The 16350-nt window shown below is 50.4% G+C and carries 17 protein-coding genes; 12 read left to right on the top strand and 5 right to left on the bottom strand.

Annotation, left to right across the window (positions count from 1 at the left end; all coding sequences use genetic code 11):
• Positions 1-125: 125 nt before the first annotated feature.
• The 4 genes from fabF to tmk are packed head-to-tail and all read left to right on the top strand — an operon-like array spanning position 126 to position 3947.
• Positions 126-1364: a beta-ketoacyl-ACP synthase II gene (gene fabF, locus G8768_RS11080; protein WP_166847098.1), complete on the top strand. Its 1239-nt coding sequence runs from the start codon at positions 126-128 to the stop codon at positions 1362-1364.
• A gap of 6 nt (positions 1365-1370) precedes the next feature.
• Positions 1371-2216 (top strand): aminodeoxychorismate lyase, encoded by an 846-nt coding sequence (pabC, locus tag G8768_RS11075; protein ID WP_166847101.1) that lies wholly within the window; start codon positions 1371-1373, stop codon positions 2214-2216.
• Between the two features lie 20 nt (positions 2217-2236).
• On the top strand, positions 2237-3286 hold the full coding sequence (gene mltG, locus G8768_RS11070) for an endolytic transglycosylase MltG (RefSeq protein ID WP_166847105.1): 1050 nt from the start codon (positions 2237-2239) through the stop codon (positions 3284-3286).
• A 37-nt stretch (positions 3287-3323) separates the two neighbouring features.
• A complete protein-coding gene (gene tmk / locus G8768_RS11065; RefSeq protein ID WP_166847601.1) occupies positions 3324-3947 on the top strand; it encodes a dTMP kinase in 624 nt (207 codons plus the stop codon).
• A gap of 42 nt (positions 3948-3989) precedes the next feature.
• Here tmk and G8768_RS11060 read toward each other — a convergent pair whose 3' ends face one another.
• Entirely contained in the window at positions 3990-4622 is a 633-nt protein-coding gene (locus tag G8768_RS11060; protein WP_166847108.1) for a pseudouridine synthase, read from the bottom strand.
• 84 nt (positions 4623-4706) lie between these two features.
• Positions 4707-5918 carry an autotransporter outer membrane beta-barrel domain-containing protein gene (locus G8768_RS11055; RefSeq protein ID WP_166847111.1) on the bottom strand — a complete coding sequence of 404 codons (1212 nt, stop codon included), beginning with the start codon at positions 5916-5918 and terminating at the stop codon, positions 4707-4709.
• A 413-nt stretch (positions 5919-6331) separates the two neighbouring features.
• Here G8768_RS11055 and G8768_RS11050 point away from each other — a divergent pair, with 413 nt between their 5' ends.
• The 3 genes from G8768_RS11050 (at position 6332) to G8768_RS11040 (ending at position 8807) form a co-directional block, all read left to right on the top strand.
• Positions 6332-7339 carry a DNA polymerase III subunit delta' gene (locus G8768_RS11050; RefSeq protein WP_166847114.1) on the top strand — a complete coding sequence of 336 codons (1008 nt, stop codon included), beginning with the start codon at positions 6332-6334 and terminating at the stop codon, positions 7337-7339.
• 221 nt (positions 7340-7560) lie between these two features.
• Positions 7561-7914 carry a PilZ domain-containing protein gene (locus G8768_RS11045; protein ID WP_166847117.1) on the top strand — a complete coding sequence of 118 codons (354 nt, stop codon included), beginning with the start codon at positions 7561-7563 and terminating at the stop codon, positions 7912-7914.
• A 119-nt stretch (positions 7915-8033) separates the two neighbouring features.
• On the top strand, positions 8034-8807 hold the full coding sequence (locus tag G8768_RS11040) for a YchF/TatD family DNA exonuclease (RefSeq protein ID WP_166847120.1): 774 nt from the start codon (positions 8034-8036) through the stop codon (positions 8805-8807).
• Between the two features lie 66 nt (positions 8808-8873).
• Here the strand turns inward: G8768_RS11040 and G8768_RS11035 are convergent, their stop codons facing one another.
• Positions 8874-9968: an MJ1255/VC2487 family glycosyltransferase gene (locus tag G8768_RS11035; RefSeq protein ID WP_166847123.1), complete on the bottom strand. Its 1095-nt coding sequence runs from the start codon at positions 9966-9968 to the stop codon at positions 8874-8876.
• A gap of 23 nt (positions 9969-9991) precedes the next feature.
• The gene (locus G8768_RS11030) at positions 9992-10525 is read right to left on the bottom strand and encodes a phosphatase PAP2 family protein (RefSeq protein ID WP_166847126.1); all 534 of its coding nucleotides are present in this window, start codon (positions 10523-10525) and stop codon (positions 9992-9994) included.
• Positions 10526-10689: 164 nt separating this feature from the next.
• On the opposite strand from G8768_RS11030, the gene G8768_RS11025 reads away from it, so the two are divergent.
• The 5 genes from G8768_RS11025 (at position 10690) to yajC (ending at position 15304) form a co-directional block, all read left to right on the top strand.
• The gene (locus G8768_RS11025) at positions 10690-11319 is read left to right on the top strand and encodes a dUTP diphosphatase (protein WP_243749485.1); all 630 of its coding nucleotides are present in this window, start codon (positions 10690-10692) and stop codon (positions 11317-11319) included.
• A gap of 371 nt (positions 11320-11690) precedes the next feature.
• Positions 11691-12674 (top strand): malate dehydrogenase, encoded by a 984-nt coding sequence (locus G8768_RS11020; RefSeq protein WP_166847129.1) that lies wholly within the window; start codon positions 11691-11693, stop codon positions 12672-12674.
• A gap of 197 nt (positions 12675-12871) precedes the next feature.
• On the top strand, positions 12872-13351 hold the full coding sequence (gene bcp, locus G8768_RS11015) for a thioredoxin-dependent thiol peroxidase (RefSeq protein ID WP_166847132.1): 480 nt from the start codon (positions 12872-12874) through the stop codon (positions 13349-13351).
• A gap of 450 nt (positions 13352-13801) precedes the next feature.
• The gene (locus tag G8768_RS11010) at positions 13802-14848 is read left to right on the top strand and encodes a helix-turn-helix domain-containing protein (RefSeq protein WP_243749484.1); all 1047 of its coding nucleotides are present in this window, start codon (positions 13802-13804) and stop codon (positions 14846-14848) included.
• Positions 14849-14968: 120 nt separating this feature from the next.
• Entirely contained in the window at positions 14969-15304 is a 336-nt protein-coding gene (yajC, locus tag G8768_RS11005) for a preprotein translocase subunit YajC (RefSeq protein WP_166847135.1), read from the top strand.
• A gap of 120 nt (positions 15305-15424) precedes the next feature.
• On the opposite strand, the gene G8768_RS11000 is transcribed toward yajC, so the two are convergent.
• Entirely contained in the window at positions 15425-16336 is a 912-nt protein-coding gene (locus tag G8768_RS11000; protein WP_243749483.1) for a hypothetical protein, read from the bottom strand.
• Between the last annotated feature and the right edge of the window lie 14 nt (positions 16337-16350).

The following is a 16350-nucleotide window of genomic DNA, read 5'->3' as shown; positions in this document are numbered from 1 at the left end:
GCTTTTGTTGTTTATACGCCACCACTTTTGGGCTTTCCTGTTATATATTCTGGGAAGCCGGAGTGAACTGGCGAGATTGAGTTTGACAATAACAAGCGATGGGTGTCATCGCGGACGGAGGCAGTATGTCCCGCAGACGAGTTGTGGTAACGGGTTTAGGTATGGTTTCACCTGTGGGTAACACGGTGGCCGATACCTGGCAGAATATTTTAGCGGGCAAAAGCGGTGTAGGTATGATCGAGAAGTTCGACGCCTCAGCGTTTACAACCCGATTCAGTGCGGCGGTAAAAGATTTGGATGTTGGCGACTACATGCCCATCAAAGACGCCCGCAAAATGGATCCGTTTATTCAATACGGTATGGTTGCCGGCATCCAGGCGATTGAAGATTCAGGCATTGAAGTGACTGATGAAAATGCGCCTCGAATTGGTGCGGCAATCGGCTCTGGCATTGGTGGTATTGGTTCCATCGAAGACGGCGCCAAAACCATTAGCGAACGCGGCCCTCGTCGAATTTCACCGTTTTTTGTGCCTGGTGCGATCATTAATATGATCTCAGGCAACTTGTCTATTAAGTACGGCTTCCGTGGCCCGAACCTGGCCGTGGTAACAGCCTGTACTACCGGTACTCACTGTATTGGCTTGGCCGCGCGTTCCATTCAATACGGCGAATCCGACGTGATGATTGCCGGTGGTGCAGAAATGGCGACCAGCCCTGTAGGCTTGGGCGGTTTCGCAGCGGCACGTGCACTATCAACTCGTAATGATGACCCACAAGCGGCCAGTCGCCCTTGGGATAAAGACCGTGACGGTTTTGTTCTGGGTGAGGGCGCCGGTGTTATGGTGCTGGAAGAATATGAACACGCGAAAGCGCGTGGTGCAAAAATTTATGCCGAGCTGATTGGTTTTGGCATGAGCGGTGACGCTTACCACATGACCTCACCGCCGGAAGACGGTGCCGGTGCGGCCTTGTCCATGCAAAACGCCATCAACGATGCGGGCATCAATACCGCTGCGATTAACTACATTAATGCCCATGGCACTTCGACGCCAGCAGGTGATGTGGCTGAATGCATTGCGGTGAAGAGCGTGATGGGCAATAACGTTGATCAGGTTGCAGTGAGTTCCACCAAATCCATGATTGGTCACCTGTTGGGGGCTGCCGGTTCTGTTGAAGCTATTTTGTCCGTTCTGGCGATTAAAGATCAGGTTGCTCCTCCAACCATTAATCTCGATAACCCGGACGAGGCTTGCGACATTAATTTGGTGCCGCATACGGCGCAGGAGCGTGACATCGATGCGGTGCTGAGTAACTCCTTCGGTTTTGGTGGCACCAACGGTTCTCTGATTTTCCGCCGCGTTTAATTTGGCATGTCGCAATCAGCGCTGATATGCCGCGTCAATGGCCGCGATGCTGAACAGCTCAGCCTGTTCGATCGCGGCTTTCAATTTGGCGACTCCCTGTTTGAAACCTCCCGCTTTTATCATGGCCGTTGTCCGCTGTGGTCGTATCATATTGAGCGTATGCAGCTCGGTTGCCAGCGTTTGGGTATCGAGTTTCCCAAGGCGTTGCTGAATGCGGAGTACGAATTGTTGTGCCGACAGCTCGAAGAGCAGGGGCAATGTGATGCAGTTCTTAAATTTCAATTGAGTCGCGGCGAAAGCCTACGAGGTTATGGTGCGGTTCAGGGCCAGAGTAATCTAATTGCCTTAGCGTTTTCGGCCGAGTCGTTTGAGCAATCTGTGCCAGAGAAATCATTGGAAATCAGCTCGATAGCCTTGGCGCGCCAACCTTTACTGGCCGGTTTGAAACATGGCAACCGCCTCGAACAGGTATTGGCTCGTCAGCAGTTGTCCGATAATTGTGATGACGCCCTGTTGTTGGATACCGAACAGCGCGTTATTGAGGCCATCAGCAGCAATATTTTTGTATTACGAGAAGGACGCTGGTTAACACCTGACTTGAGTGAGTCCGGTGTGGCTGGTGTGGTCCGCGCAGTGCTATTGGATGCTGGGGCAGTCACCATTGCTGAGATTGAAGTAGCGGATGTGTATCAGGCGGATGCGCTTTGTCTGGCCAATTCGGTTCAGGGCATTCAGATCGTAAAACGGCTCGCCGCGAGTGAGCGTTTTGAGACAAAGGAGCGTCATTGGGAAAATCTGGGCGCCTCGGAATATCTGTCGCGGATTTATCGTGAACGGTTTACACTGAGCTGAGTGTATTTGGAAACTGAAGTATGTTGGATGCATTGGGTCCCTGGCGACGTTACATCATTGCTTTTATAGCGGCTCTGGTTTTTATGTGCTGTTTGATGGTGGGCGTATGGTTGTGGGCCTCTCAACAGTTACAGCGTGAGTTGGATATCCCCGGGAATGAGCTTTTGTACAAAGTGCCTGCGGGTGCCAGTCTGGCCAGTGTCAGCCGTGATCTCGAACAGAAGGGCATTATTCCTTCCTCAAGGCTGTTGCGTATTTACGCGCGCCTGACCAAGCAGGGTGGTATCCGTCGTGGCGAATTTCTGTTGGACAGTGACCTGAATTCCATCAGCCTGCTGGCTAAACTGCGCAGCGACGATGTGGTGCAATATCATATTACTCTGCTTGAAGGCTGGCGCTACCAGCAAGCGTTGGATTACCTTCACAGCAAGGCTAATATCAACGCCGAGTTGAAGGGGCTGAGCTGGGAAGAGCAAAAACAAAAGCTCGGAATCGATCTCGATCATCCGGAAGGTTATTTTTTCCCCGATACCTATCGTTACCAGGATGGTGAAAGTGATGTCGCCATTTTAAAACGTGCGCATCGCAAGCTCGTGAGTATTCTGGAGCGCGAATGGGATAAGAAAGCCTCGGGCTTGCCCTATAAAACCCCTGAAGAGGCTTTGATCATGGCCTCGATTATTGAAAAAGAAACCGCCAAAGACAGTGAGCGCGAATTGATTGCAGGTGTGTTCGTTCGCCGCCTGCAAAAAAATATGCGTTTGCAAACGGATCCGACAGTGATCTATGGCATGGGTGATCGTTACAAAGGCAATATTCGCCGAAAAGATCTGCGTGAGGCGACACCTTATAACACTTATGTGATCAAAGGCTTGCCACCGACGCCGATTGCTTTGGTGGCCGAGCGTTCAATTTATGCCGCCATGCACCCGGATGACAGCAGCAATTTATTTTTTGTCGCCAAGGGTGATGGCAGTCATCAGTTTTCAGCAACATTGGATCAGCACAATCGTGCGGTTCGTGAATACCAAATCGAAAATAGAAAATCCAATTATCGTTCGGCCCCGTAATTGTTGAGGGAGCCTTAAGGGACAACACATGCAAACCATGAAGCCGGGTCTATTTATTACGGTCGAAGGCACAGAAGGGGTTGGAAAAACCTCAAATATGAATTTTATCCGCGAAACTCTGGAGGCCAGAGGAATCGAAGTGGTTTGTACTCGAGAGCCTGGTGGAACACCACTGGCTGAAGAGTTGCGTGAACTGTTGTTAAGTAATCGCGAAGAAAAAGTTGATGAAACTGCCGAATTACTGATGATGTTTGCCGCACGCGCGCAACATCTTCAGAGCTTGATTATTCCGAGCTTGATGCGTGGTGCCTGGGTGTTGTGTGATCGCTTTACCGATGCCACCTATGCCTATCAGGGGGCCGGTCGAGGCTTGTCGATGCAAACCATTGCGCAATTGGAATCCATTGTGCAAGGGCAGTTGCAGCCGGATGCGACCTTTATTCTGGATGTCGATGTGAGGTTAGGCTTGGAGCGAGCCAGCAAGCGCAGCGAAGCGGATCGGTTTGAATCGGAACACATCGAGTTTTTTGAGCGTATTCGCGCTTGCTATCTCAGTCGTGCTGAACAGCAGCCCAAGCGGTATTTTGTGATTAACGCGGGCCAAACACTGGATAAGGTTCAGCAAGATATTCACAGCCAGCTGAAGCTGCTCTTGCCCTGAGCCTATGTGAGGCTCTATGAGTCGATAGTCTCTCACCCTTCATTAAAAATCCGCGGGGCAGTGCATGCTGAGTTCCTCACCACTGATTGGATGTTTGAGTGTCAAAAACTCAGCATGCAAACAAAGGCGTGGGGATTTTTTCTGAACCGCTTCCGGAGCATAGAATTCATCTCCTAAAATCGGATGGCCAATGGCCTGCATATGAACCCGCAATTGGTGGGAGCGGCCGGTTAAGGGTTTGAGTGTCAGTCGACTGCAATGATTTTCCCCATCGTAAGACAATAGCTCGGCCTGGGTTTGCGCGGATTTCCCGTTTTCATGATCCACCATTTGCAAAGGGCGATTGGGCCAATCGCAAATCAGCGGCAGATCAATTAATTGCGACTGCGGTTCAAGGCTTCCTTCCACCAAGGCACAATAGTGCTTTTCCATGGTGCGCTTTTCAAACTGCTGTCCTAGCGCGACCTGGGAGTCATGGCTGAGCGGAATCAAAATCAAGCCGGATGTTGCCATATCCAAACGATGCACAATGCGTGCGTTGGGGTAGTGGGGGAGAATGCGATGAATCAGGCAGTCCTGCTTGTCGGGACCGCGACCCGGAACCGACAATAAGCCCGAGGGTTTGTTCACCGCGAGTAGATGTTCATCTTGATAAACAATACCAATGTCTTGCATGCCGCTGTTCCTGAAGAAATCAGCGGCATACTAAGGATTCGCCAAAGTTAAGGCAAGTTGCCCTGACGTCGATAGCGAGAGATTTTAGAGTTCCTTGCGAACCCCAAGCATCCAACGGGAACGATCAAAGCTGTCGTTGCTCGCCTGCCACTGATATTCCACATAGGGAATCCAGCCGTGGGGCAATACGGCCGTCAAGCTCAGGCCCATATTGAAGTAGCTGTCGTCCGGACTCTCGCCGGAAAACTGATACAGCGTATTGCTGTTGTCCTGCACAAAGCTGGCGCTCATTTGCTGGGGATCACGATCAAATTCCTTTTCATACTCCAGCCTCAGCTGAGGAATCAAAACGCCAAAGTCCTGATTGAACACACCGCTGATACTGATGCCGAGATTGCCGATCTGCGAATCGCGTTCCATTTTCGAAAAGCGCATATTCAAACCTGTGCCGCTGATATCGCGTTCAGTGAAACCGTCCACTTCTGAATTGGCCCACAACAATGCAAGGTAAGGGGTGAATGTCCATTGGTCCGAGCTAAAACTGTAACCACTGTTAATGCTGAACCATTGGCTTTCACCATCAGCGCTGCCTGCGGTCAGTGAGTTGACGGTGGGCAGACTGCGAGTGGATTCCTGATAAACCGAGTTGCGGGAAAAATCATTGTCGCTGCGACTGAACCCGGCGCTTGCCTGCACATACCAATTGGGATTGAGATCTAAGCTTGCAAAAGCGCTGAATGCGGATTGTTCACTGTCCTTGCTCCCGGCGGAGTTGCCCGGGGCAAAATTGATTCCAGGCAGCTCGCCCAGAAAATCCAGTTCACTGTCCTCATAGGCATACAGGGCGCCAATCACCAGGCGATCATTGACTCGATAATCCAGGCCCACTTCAAAGGCACGGCTGTCGGAATCATAGCCACGTTCTGTGCCAAAGCTGGCGGCGCGTTTAGAATCCTCTTCCTGACCTCGGGCGTTTAACCAAACACTGAATGGGCCAATAGGTGTTTCGCTACCGCTACTACCGCCTTTCGGGTTTTGTTTACGCTCCCTTTGCAGGCGGGCATTGGCTCGGGCAAAACCCAGCGCGGCGTCGTTGCTGCTGAGCATCTGGCTGGGGTTCAGGGAAGCCTCACTGTCGGTGGACAAATCACCGGGCTGTGCCGGTACGTTGAAACACAGGCCAGGCAGGCGATCATCGACCCGGTTGGGTGACTGTTGCTGACAGACATTAAAGAAAAAATCCTGGAAATCCGTTGGTCCTGCAAAGGTGGGATTCGACGTCAAGGCGATACTCAAACAGGTTCCGAAGAGGGTAAATTTGGGAAGGTCCTTGCAAATTTTACTGCACATTTTTGTACTCACTATCAATGCCCCATGGCTTATCACTTATCGTGAAATATTAGCTTTGCAAGGTATAAGGTAAAAATCCCTAGAAGTGACCACGATGCGGGTTCCAAACGATGCTCTGGCTGCCAATCTTGGGTATTGGATTAGCCATTAATGGTTAGTGTCGTTGTCGGTTCATGAAAGGCAAGAGAGTAATAAAAGGGGAGATAAGCGACGGGACAGAACATGTGCGCGGGAAAGAACAAGATAAAGAACTCGAGGCGAAATAAGTGGAGGCTCAGGGCGCGGTTCGAATGATGTGGAGTCCCCAGCGATCTGGCATAATGTCTCCGAACAATGACTGAGAGTTTTAAGAGGTTCTGGTGTCTGCAACACTCCCGTATCCCTGGCAACAGGAAACCTGGCAATCACTGCTGACGCGTTTTCAGCAGGGGCAGTTACCCCATGGTTTGCTGTTCAATGGCAGTGCCGGGGTCGGCAAGCGTCATCTGGCCCAATGTCTCGCCGAGTTTGTGTTATGCCTGGCTCCCCAAAGTGATGCCGCTTGTGGTCAGTGTAAATCCTGTGAGCTGATCAGGGCGGGTACCCATCCTGATCTTCAGAGTGTCTCCCCCGAAGAAAGCGGAAAAGCGATCAAGATCGACCAAGTGCGCAAGCTGAACGGTTTTCTTGGACAGACCTCCCAGCAGGGGGGATACAAGGTCGCTATTCTGGCGCCGGCAGAAGCCATGAATATCAACGCGGCCAATGCTCTGCTAAAAAACCTGGAAGAGCCCAGCGCCAAAACCCTGATCCTTCTGATCAGTGATGCCCCCAATCGATTGATGGCTACCATTCGCAGCCGATGCCAGGCTGTGGCCTTTGCAGTACCCGTTCTGGCAGAGGCCAGTCGATGGCTACAGCCGTTGTGTGGCGATCATTCCCCCGAAGCCCTGTTGAATATGTGTGGCGGTGCGCCCTTGGCAGCTCGGGATCTGCTGGATGATGGGCGTTTGGAAGCGCGCCTGGCCTTTGCCAAAGATCTGAACGAGATGGCCAATGGGCAAATGTTCTCGCTTCAGGCCGCCAGCCGCTGGATGGATGCCGAACCCCTGCTTCTGATCGAAGCGTTGCTGACCTGGCTGCAATCCGCAAGTCGTCAGGAGGCCCAGACTCAATCCATACAGTTGATGGATGATGAACAGGCTTTGATGGCGGTCTTACACAGCGTGGGGGTGAAGCTGCGCTTTCGCCTTTACGACAAGCTTTTGCAATCCAAGGCGCAGCTGTTGAGTGGGGCCAATCCGAACCAGCAGTTGCTGCTGGAAGAGATTGCGATGGACTGGCAGGCGATGATGGCGACACGTAAACCCATGCGGCCGGCTATCTAAGGCATTTCCGATATCAACGCGAATTCGAGCTTGCTGAGCTGAAACCCCTTTGAATTCGGGTATTTAACGTTAATCAATAAGCCAAAATATTGAACCCAGGCCTTTGGGCAGCTATATTACAGCCTATGCGCTGGCTGACGGTTCCCAAATGGGTGCCATGATCAGCCGATAGAGAAAGCATCGAGATTTCTTGAAGAGATAAGCACAAAAAGGACATCAATATGGCGGGTATGGGCGGAAGCGCTCGTAATGGGATTTTGTCCCTAACGATTAAAGATAAAGCGGTACTTTACGCTGCCTATATGCCTTTTATCGAGCATGGTGGTTTATTTATCCCGACCAGCAAACAGTACCAGCTGGGCGATGAAGTGTTTATGCTGCTTAACCTGATGGACGAGCCGGAAAAAATCCCTGTGGCCGGGAAAGTGGTTTGGCTCACCCCCAAGGGTGCGCAGAGTAACCGAGCCGCTGGCATCGGCGTGCAATTCAGTGACCACGACAATGTGGCCCTGAACAAAATTGAGAATTACCTGGCGGGCTCCCTGGACTCGGATCGTCCAACCCATACCATGTAAGTTCTGTGTATTTACCACGGCCCAATCGGCTTGCCGATTGGGCCGTTTTCGTTTTATAAAGCGGCTAAATGACAGTGAAAAGTCAGTACAGCCAGAGACCGCATTTTAGAGATACTGCCGTGTTAATAGATTCCCATTGCCATCTTGATCGACTGAAATACAAAGACGGTGAAAACCTGGACAGCACCGTTCAATTTGCATTGGATCGCGGTGTGGAAAAAATGCTCTGTGTGGGCATCAGTACTGAAAACCGTGAGGCGGTTACAGAAATCGCGGATCGCTACGATCAGGTGTATGCATCCGTCGGCGTGCATCCTCTGGATGTGGAAACGGGCTTGGCCAGTATTGATGATCTGGTCGTCTGGTCGAAACACGACAAAGTGGTCGCGCTCGGGGAAACCGGTCTCGATTATTACTACAGCGCTGAACAAAAAAGCTTGCAGCAGGAAAGTTTTGTTCTGCATTTGGAAGCGGCGGCCCAGGCCAAGCTGCCCGTGATTGTTCACACTCGCGATGCCCGTCAGGATACGCTTGACCTGATTCGCAATCACGGTGATTTGGAACAGGCCGGTGTGTTGCATTGTTTTACTGAAAATTGGGACATGGCCTCCAAAGCTCTGGATATGAATTACTACATATCCATCTCTGGCATCGTCACCTTTCGCAATGCTGAAGAGTTGCGCGATGTGTGCAAGCAAATTCCTATGGATCGCTTGTTGGTTGAAACTGATTCGCCGTATCTTGCGCCGGTTCCTTATCGAGGCAAACCGAATCAACCCGCGTACGTGCGCGAAGTGGCGGAATTTATCGCCGAATTGAAAGGCGTTTCTTACGAGGAATTACTCGAGGCTACAGGAACAAACTTTCACCGTTTGTTCCACAAGGCGGCTTAAAGGCCGTTTTCAAAGCTCTTTGCTGAAACGGGCGCTGCAGTGCAGAACCCGTTTCATTTACTGCGATTAAGCGCATTCCAGCAACGCATTATATTGATCCGTTTCCTCACGATTAAAATGGGGATTCCCTTCAGCGTGAGTCTTTTGCCACAGTGTTTTGCTTAAAGCCTGGCAGTTGTCCCAGTTGCCAGCTTGCAACCATTCCACAATGTGTTTGGCCGCATCCGGATAATGTACTTTTTGCTGCTTGTTCCATTGCAACCAGGCATCCACACTGGGGCGTTGCAAGGTTTCCATAGTCATACCGAGATCCAGTTCGTGTAATGCTCGGGCATTGGATTCCTGTTCGGTTTGACCCAGTAATGGCTTAACCAATAATTTCTTGCCCAGGCTGATGGCTTCACTGGCCAGTTCAAAACCGGCATTGCAGATCACACCCTCGCAGCGATGCAAATCCTGATGAAAGCCTTCTCTCGATGCGGGCTTAAATTCCAAGTGGGCAATATTGCAGGCTTCTTTAAACGGGCCGTAAATGGCAAAGTGATAATCGCTGAAGGGTTCCAATAACCGAATGACATCCTGTTGGGATTCGAAGCCCAGATAAACCAAAATCAAAGGCTTGTCAGACGCACAGTGTTGAGTGGCTTCATGGATCTCTACAATGGGTGGCAAAATGTCTTGCCCAAAGTGGTGCCAGTGCAAACCGAGCCCAACGGTGACCGGGGCAAAGTTCTGCATGATTTTACGAGAGACAAAATCATTGCCGGCTTTGGGTACGGCATAATCAAAAGCGTATTGATGGCCAATACCGATGCAGGGTTTGCCCGCAAGCTTGGCTGCCCAGGCGCAAACCGGTTCAAAGTCACTGACAACGACGTCATACTTATCCAGGTGCTTACGCATCGCGTTAACGTCTTGAATAAATTGTTGCCAACGGTTTTGGCGCAAAGTCTGAAAATTACTGATCTTTCCTTTGTTAAAGGCAAAGGATAAACCGGCCAGACATTCCCAGTCGCCAAATTTATTCATGTCGAAAAAATCGTCCCGTTTGCGTCCGCTGAAAACGTACTGCGTATTTTCCAGTGGCAAATGTTTCGCCATCGCGTGTGCGCGGGAGATATGGCCATTACCGGTGGCCTGTACCCCGTAAAGAATCTTCATTCGGCGTGTAACCTGTTTGTTAATTAGTAACTCAATATCAGAAAAGCGATACCGTGACCCAGACTGGCGCCGGCGACGATATCCGTAGGAAAGTGAACGCCCAGCATGACTCGCGAGCTGCCTACCATAACGGCCCAGACATACAGAATTGGAGCGAGTACCGGGTAAAAGCTCGACAGCATCGCCGCCATTAAAAAGGCCGCCGAGGTGTGGCCAGAAGGAAAACTAAATTGATCCGAAGGTTGTACCACACTTTGGAAGTCGGGCAGGGCGGCCGGTGGGCGATTGCGTTTGAAATAATTTTTCAGAAGGTAGTAGAGACTGCGTTCCGCAATAAAGCCAGTGGCCAGCAACAGGAAGAACTGATTCAAACCCTGCACCAGCAGGGCCAATCCAAACAGGGCGTAAAGCGGGCCATCGGCGGATTTGGAGACCCAGTAGCTGCCCTGAATCAGCAGCTGCCGATGCTTTCGTCGCAGGCACCAGTAAAAGGCGGCGACGTCGAATTGGTGAATACTGGCGAGAATTTGCTGTCCGGCACTGATCGGTGAGGCCATATTCTTCTTCTCCGAGTTTTTGCTGAGTCTAGGAGGCAAATATGTCAGTTGGGTGTGAGTTAAGTGACAGTTGTATGAAACTTGCACAGTTTCAAGGGCTCATTCTCGACGGCTGGCTTGTGGTAGACTGCGCCTTTTCGAACGCTGATGAATAAGGGCAGGGCATGAGCCAGAAATTGCAGCAGCAGTTGCGCATAATGTTGGATCTTCAAGACAATATGAACCTCAAGGTTCACGACGACTGGCGAGCACAGAATTTTGAATGGTACCGGGCTATTTGGATTGAGTGCGGTGAACTTCTCGATCACTACGGCTGGAAATGGTGGAAAAAACAGAGTCCTGATATCGAGCAGGTTCGATTGGAGCTGATTGATATCTGGCATTTTGGTTTGAGCATGCTGCTGATGAGCCACGATGATAAGGACGCTCTGGCCACCCAATTGGCCGGGCAGATGCAGAATGACACCCCATGCCCGGAAGACTTCCCGATCGCACTTGAGAATTTTACCGCCGTGGTGCTGAGCGAAAAGCGCTTTCCCATCGACTGCTTTATGAGTCTGCTGGCCGGTGTCGAATTGGATACCGAAGGTTTGTATCGCAGCTATGTCGGTAAGAATGTGTTGAATTTCTTCCGCCAGGACAATGGTTACAAGGATGGCAGCTACCGCAAACTTTGGGCGGGCCGGGAAGACAATGAGCATCTGGTTGAACTGGTGCAGGAACTCGACAGCAGTTCCGCCAGCTTTGCCGATGACCTTTATCAGGCGTTGCAGACTCGATATCAGCAAGGCTAGGCAGCTGTTGTGTTTCGCACCCCTTGCGAGACACGACTAAAGTTGAGTTGGCCCCAGTGTACCAGCTGAGTACACTGGGGCCGATTCAAGGCATGTACCGATTTGCACCCAGTGCAAATTCATCCTGTCGCGCTATTCAGATTGGCGCTTTTTTAGTCATCTTTATTTGATCTTGCGTAATTGGCCAGGTATCAAATGCCAAGAATCGTTCTTATTGATGCAATTTTGCCGTTAAATCACTATAATTGCCGCGCTTTATCGGGGCTCAAATGCCCGATTCAGCCAAGAATTCTGGCCCGGTGCTGACGCAGGCGATTTCGCTGGCGGCAGGGCGGGGCTCTAGCACCTACCAAACTGCACGGAGATATACTGTGAAAGCACCTGTACGCGTTGCTGTAACCGGAGCCGCCGGTCAAATTAGCTACTCTCTTTTATTCCGTATCGCTGCTGGCGAAATGCTGGGTAAAGACCAGCCCGTTATTCTGCAAATGCTGGAAATCACCCCTGCATTGAACGCCCTGAAAGGTGTTGCAATGGAGTTGGACGACTGCGCCTTCCCTCTGTTGTCTGGCATGGTTTGTACTGACGATCCAAACGTAGCTTTCAAAGACGCTGACTACGCCTTGCTGGTGGGTGCTCGTCCTCGTGGCCCAGGTATGGAGCGTAAAGATCTGCTGGAAGCCAATGCCGCGATCTTCTCTGTACAGGGTAAGGCGATCAACGATCACGCCTCTCGCGACATTAAAGTTCTGGTTGTTGGTAACCCGGCCAACACCAACGCTCTGATTGCCCAGCGCAATGCTCCAGACATTGACCCACGTCAGTTCACTGCCATGACTCGTCTGGACCACAACCGCGCTTTGACCCAGCTGGCTCAGAAAACCGGCAAGAGCATCAACGACATTACCCACATGACCATTTGGGGTAACCACTCTTCCACTCAGTACCCAGACATCCACGTTACGAAAGTAGACGGTGCCGATGCAATGGGCCTGGTTGATCAGGACTGGTACGAGAACGACTTTATCCCAACGGTTCAGAAGCGTGGTGCTGCTATTATTGACGCACGTGGTGCTTCTTCTGCGGCTTCTGCGGCAAACGCTGCCATCTTCCACATGCGTGACTGGGCCCTGGGCACTGCTGATGGTGACTGGGTAAGCATGGGCGTATACAGCGACGGTAGCTACGGCATCCAGGAAGGTCTGATTTACTCTTATCCTTGTGTTTGTAAAGACGGTGACTGGGAAATCGTTCAGGGTCTGGAAATCAATGATTTCTCCCGTGCGAAGATGACCGCCACTGAAACGGAGTTGGCTGAAGAGCGCGACGCCGTTAAAGATTTGCTGCCTGCGTAATCGCGGGGCTCGCAATCTGTTAAAAAACGCGGCCTGGCCGCGTTTTTTTATGCCTGTCATTCCTGCAAAACTTCATCAATTCGCATTTTCGAGCCGGTGAGGCGAGTTTACGTTCAAGAAAGACTTGTGTTTCTTTGGTCAATATTGACAATGTTGCTCCAGCAATAAGATTGTGAGCCCAGCTGAGAGGACTTTTCATGGCACACCCAAAGATTGGCAACATGGCCCCGGCCTTCACTTTAAAGAATCAAAACGGCGAGAAAGTCAGCCTGAAAGACTTCCGTGATAAGGCCAACGTACTGTTGTACTTCTACCCCAAAGCCCTGACCCCAGGTTGTACCACCCAGGCTTGTGCTTTGCGTGATATCCCGGCGGAATTAAAAGCCCGTGACTGTGTTGTGCTGGGAGTTAGCCCGGACCCCGAAGCCAAGCTGCAGCGTTTTATTGATAAGCACGAACTGAATTTCGATCTCTTGTCCGACGAAGATCATGCCATTGCCGACAAATACGGTGTGTGGGGAATGAAGAAGTTTATGGGCAAGGAATTTATGGGACTGATCCGCACCAGCTTCATTATCGGTAAGGACGGACGCCTCAAAGTGATTCTGGATAAGTTCAAAACCAAAACCCATCACGAGGATGTTTTGGCCGCTCTGGATGAACTGGCAAAAGCTTAACATTCGTCGCCAATTTAAAAAGTTAGCTAGGGTTCGCTTTTTAGGAAAAACGACATTTTTATGTTGTATTTGCGTTCCAGCTAATTTTTAAGTGACGTGGCAGTCAAAAGTTTGACTTTTGTAGGATGGTTTTTATTTAGAAAGCTGAAAATTTCTGATAATCTCAACAAAACTCGATTTTTGGCATATAAAACAACTGCTTGGCGTCAGGGAGGCTAGTTATCCAGACGCCAACGGATCATAGTGAGGGAATTCGTTAACTTGGTATCGTCTGTGCTTAACGGCATGACCGCATATCAGGAAAACCCAATAAGTGCCTTGTTTGATAAGCCAGTTTCATTGGTTTATCCGTGTCGATGGGGGATGTCGATACCACAGGGTGATCAAGTAATCGTAAGTAGATTCCATGGCCGGTTTGCCGGTATCGATGTAACTTATAAGCGGGACCCAATGGCAGATTTTCAAAGCAATAAGAACACACCATCCCTGGCCGTACAGCCAACCCTTTCAGCGGCTGGCTTTAATGAGTCTCCCCAAGACCAAACCGATCGACTGATGCGCAATATTTCGCGTTACGATTTCAAAGCCTTCAGCGATCGCCTTCGCTTTTTGCACCATCAATTTACAAACCCGTCACTGAATCAGGAAGATCTCTGGAAGAGTTATTTGTTGGCCGGTTGTGAAATGTTTTCAATGGAAGAAGCGGGTTTCTATAAGGTACTCAACCCAACTCGCCCGCGCTCACTGGCACAAAGCGACGGTATGCCCGCGATGTGCGAAACTGTCGAAAATACCGAAAAATGGTTAGAAATTGTTGGGCTGGCGCTTCAAAATAGTGAAATCAGTGCTGGAAATTTAAGCGCAGAACAGGTTACGATGAGCACCGGTTCAGGTGTGGAATATGTACCAACGAAACAATATTTCGCTGCCTCAGTGAAAGTTGGAGAGAAGGATTTCGGAGTTTTGTTGTTTCTCTCGTCGTCAACTTCTGAAGTCGAGCACGGTGAACTGGACCGCGAAACTTTAAAACTCATGGCAGAAGGAGTGGCCCGTATGATCGAGCTTCGCAATGTGCAACCCGCTGGAGGTTCTCTCGACCTCGAGCATTTCGCTACGGATGGCGTCAGTGGTTTAAGGGAATATATGGAGCGGGCAGCTTTGCCCCAGTTGTATGGTATTCCGAATCGCGTCGTCGAGATTTTAGTTGAACGAATCGGTACCCAGCCTTTGGGTATAGACCATATCGCCGAAACCCTGAATTTATCAAAGCGAACTCTGCAGCGCCGTTTGCAGCAGCAGGATCTGTGTTTCGCTGATATTCGCGATCAGGTCCGTTTTCATTTTGCAATCGAGTATTTGATTCGTGGCCAGGACAGCATCGACAGCATTTCCTCGTCTCTCGACTTTTCTGATCGCACCAGCTTTACCAATGCCTTTAAGCGTTGGACAGGTTTATCGCCGAGTACTTTCCGTAAGCTGTTCCGCGATTACGCCTGATTTCCAAGCCTGCATTGTGTTAGGCATTACGCCCCCATGCCCGCCTTGCGGCGGGCATATTGCCCCTTGCTCTCAAACAGGTTAGAGTTCGCCTCCGAACGAATCGTTGGAGAACGCTAAATGAGCTTTTTTATTCCTTCCGCCATGGCCCAGTCAGACGCTGCACCTGCCCCCGGTGGTGACCCTATAGTGACCATGCTGATGTTTGGCGGTCTGTTTATTTTCATGTACCTGTTTATTATCCGCCCTCAGCGCAAGCGCCAGAAAGAGCATCAGCAGTTAACTGAGTCTGTTGCCAAGGGTGACGAGGTCGTGATGAACTCCGGTTTGTTGGGTAAAGTGGTTCAAGTCGACGAGAACTACCTGGTACTGGATTGCGGTAACGGCCAGGAATTGAAATTCCAAAAGGTTGCTCTGCACGCGGTACTGCCAAAGGGCACGATCAAGCAGATCTAAGCCTTCAACGAAGTATCGTTGCTGTAAAAACAAAAAAGCCCGGTTTTTGACCGGGCTTTTTTGTTTTTAGGCTATTGCTTATAGGCGATTGCTATGGGCTTATCGAGTTCGTCCGAGGCTTTAGTGCTCCTGGGTTTCCTCATGCCAATCCAGAATATTCAGATCGATAAAAATAAACGCAATCAACCAGAGAAAGGCATCCCAGAAATCCAAAAAGGAACCGTCTATCCACCAGTAAATGGCGGCGCCGAGCAACACCAGATACAAAAAGCCTTTTATGTATTTGCTGGTTTGAAGAAAACCCTCACTGAGGCTCTGGCGGAGTTGCAGGATCACTTCCAGTTGCAGCAGGGCAACCAAAACAATCCAGGCGCCCGCATTGATCACGTCCACCATCGCAAGGTTGTGGATCAGACCGATGCTGCTGCCGTCACCCACAATTTGAGTGTTATTCAGTTTTTGCAGGGGCGCTTGCAGGCTTTGGCAGTTATCACCGGTCAGGGCCGGGTATTCGTTCAGGGATTCAATAATCGACCAGCCCTGACCACTCAGGCTGCAGGCATTGTTGATGCTTAAGTCGACCACATCTGTCACTGAAAAGTATTTGCTTAGATAGCCGTAGAAGGCGTAGCAGATCACAGCATAACACACGGCCTTGATGGCGCTGAGAGCATGCCCTTGCCAACTTTTGAGGCGCTCATCGCTGAGGATGGCGGTTTCCAGTTCAAAGATGAGCAGTAACAGCACCCAGGATGCGGTATCGATGCTGGCGGAATAGATTTCAACAAAGTTATCGATGTTGACACCTTCCGGGTAGGCACCGGGAATGGAACCGGTATCTTCGAGAATAAACAAATAAAGGTTGTAGGACAGAAGGGTGTAGATTAGGTACTTAAATAACTGAAAAGCACTCAACCCGGCTAACAGGGGTTTGTGCTTGATCAGATCAATGTAATTCACTCGCTCAGTCATGGTTTCTTCGCTGTTATTGTCGTGGCTCGGAACGGTTTTTATCGAACGCTTTGGGCGCATCAATAAAAACCGTA

Origin of the sequence: Pseudoteredinibacter isoporae (genome assembly GCF_011602085.1) — a bacterium.
GTDB lineage: Bacteria > Pseudomonadota > Gammaproteobacteria > Pseudomonadales > Cellvibrionaceae > Pseudoteredinibacter > Pseudoteredinibacter isoporae.
The sequence above is the reverse complement of the archived record's forward strand: the minus strand, read 5'-3'. Positions and strand labels throughout refer to the sequence as shown.